Origin of the sequence: Collinsella aerofaciens, from assembly GCF_015557435.1 — a bacterium.
Classification (GTDB): Bacteria; Actinomycetota; Coriobacteriia; order Coriobacteriales; family Coriobacteriaceae; genus Collinsella; species Collinsella aerofaciens_Z.
Window position 1 is genome coordinate 1 of the sequence record NZ_JADNOH010000086.1, and the last position, 1506, is coordinate 1506.

Annotated in this window: 1 protein-coding gene; it reads left to right on the plus strand. The window is 69.6% G+C overall.

Going from position 1 to position 1506, the window contains the following annotated elements; translation table 11 throughout:
- The first annotated feature begins 126 nt into the window (after nucleotides 1–126).
- Nucleotides 127–1446 (plus strand): IS256 family transposase, encoded by a 1320-nt coding sequence (locus tag I2G43_RS08445; protein ID WP_229071725.1) that lies wholly within the window; start codon nucleotides 127–129, stop codon nucleotides 1444–1446.
- Nucleotides 1447–1506: the final 60 nt, after the last annotated feature.

The following is a 1506-nucleotide window of genomic DNA, read 5'->3' on the forward strand; positions in this document are numbered from 1 at the left end:
GGTAGCGCGCAGAGATGTGGTGTAAGAGGCGGGGCATGCCCCGCCTCTTCTCTTTCTTGAAAGGGAGGGGACACCGCCTAGAATTCGTCGTTGGAGTAATGAAGGTGACGAATGGAAGGAAAGGCGATGCCCCAAGAAGAGAGTGTACTGCGCCTCGGCCGCGACGAGGCCCTCGAGGCGGCGAGGCTTTGGCAGGAGTGCGGCGACGCGCGCGAGTTCGCGTGCAGGGTGCTGGGCGGCGTGATGAACGCGCTGATGGACTCCGAGGCCCAGCAGATGTGCGGCGCGAGCCGCAACGAGCGCAGCGACGGCAGGGAGAACAGCCGCAACGGCTACCGCCCCAGGTCGCTCAAGACCGCCGTGGGCGACGTGGAGCTCGAGATACCCAAGCTCAGGCACGGCACCTACTACCCCGAGGGCATGCTCGCGCGATGGTCGCGCGTCGACACCTCGGTGGCCTCCATCGTGCAGGAGATGTACGTGTGCGGCGTGTCCACCCGCAAGGTCGAGCGCGTGGCGTCCAAGCTGGGCATATCCTCGCTGTCGAGCTCGGAGGTCTCGAGCCTCTGCTCCGACCTCGACGCCGAGGTGGAGGAGTTCCGCCGCCGCGACCTTTCGGGCACGCCGTGCTGCTACCTGTGGCTCGACGCCACCTACATGAGCTGCAGGGTCGGCTCGTCGGTCGTCTCGCAGGGCGTCGTGACCGCGATCGGGCTGGGCGCCGACGGGCGCAAGCACTTCCTGGGCTGCGACGTGGTCGACACCGAGAGCGAGGACTCCTGGGCGGCATTCCTCGGCGGGCTGCGCGAGCGCGGGCTGGCCGGCGTTCGCCTCGTGGTCTCCGACAGCCACGCCGGGCTCGTGGCCGCCGTCTCGCGCCTGTTCCAGGGCTGCGCCTGGCAGCGCTGCGTGACGCACCTGCAGCGCAACCTCCAGAGCGCCTGCTCGGGCAGGCCCGAGGACTCCAAGGCGGCCGTCAGGGACCTCGTGCACGCCGCGGTCTACCAGGACGACCCCGACCTCGCGCGCTGCGTGTGGGCCGAGGCGGCGCCCTGGGTGGCGTCGGTGTCCGCCAGGGCCGGCGAGGTCTTCGAGCAGGCCGAGGACTCCGCGCTGGCGTTCACGGCCTTCCCCAGGGCGCACTGGGCCAAGCTCCGCACCAACAACGTCCAGGAGCGCGCCAACCGCGAGATCAAGCGCCGCTACAGGGTCGTGCAGTCCTTCCCCTCGAGGGAGTCGATGCTGCGCCTGACGTGCGCGAGCCTCATGGAGACCGAGGGGCAGTGGTCCCAGCAGCGCGTGTTCTCCGAGGCCTCGGCCGCCGAGGGCTTCGCCGAGCCCGCGGACAGGCCGGCCTCGACAGAGGGGAGGCGCCGCGCGCTCGGGCGGCGCGCCAGGGAGATAGTGGACGAGATAGTCGAGAAGCGCGGTCTCAAGAAGGAGTAACATCGGGACTTGCAGCGACGGACCTCAGGACACTCTTACACCACGTCTGCGCGCGCGACC

Coding starts and splice junctions, on each gene's coding strand:
- I2G43_RS08445 (WP_229071725.1), top strand. CDS start 127: ATGCCCCAAGAAGAGAGTGTACTGCGCCTCGGCCGCGACGAGGCCCTC.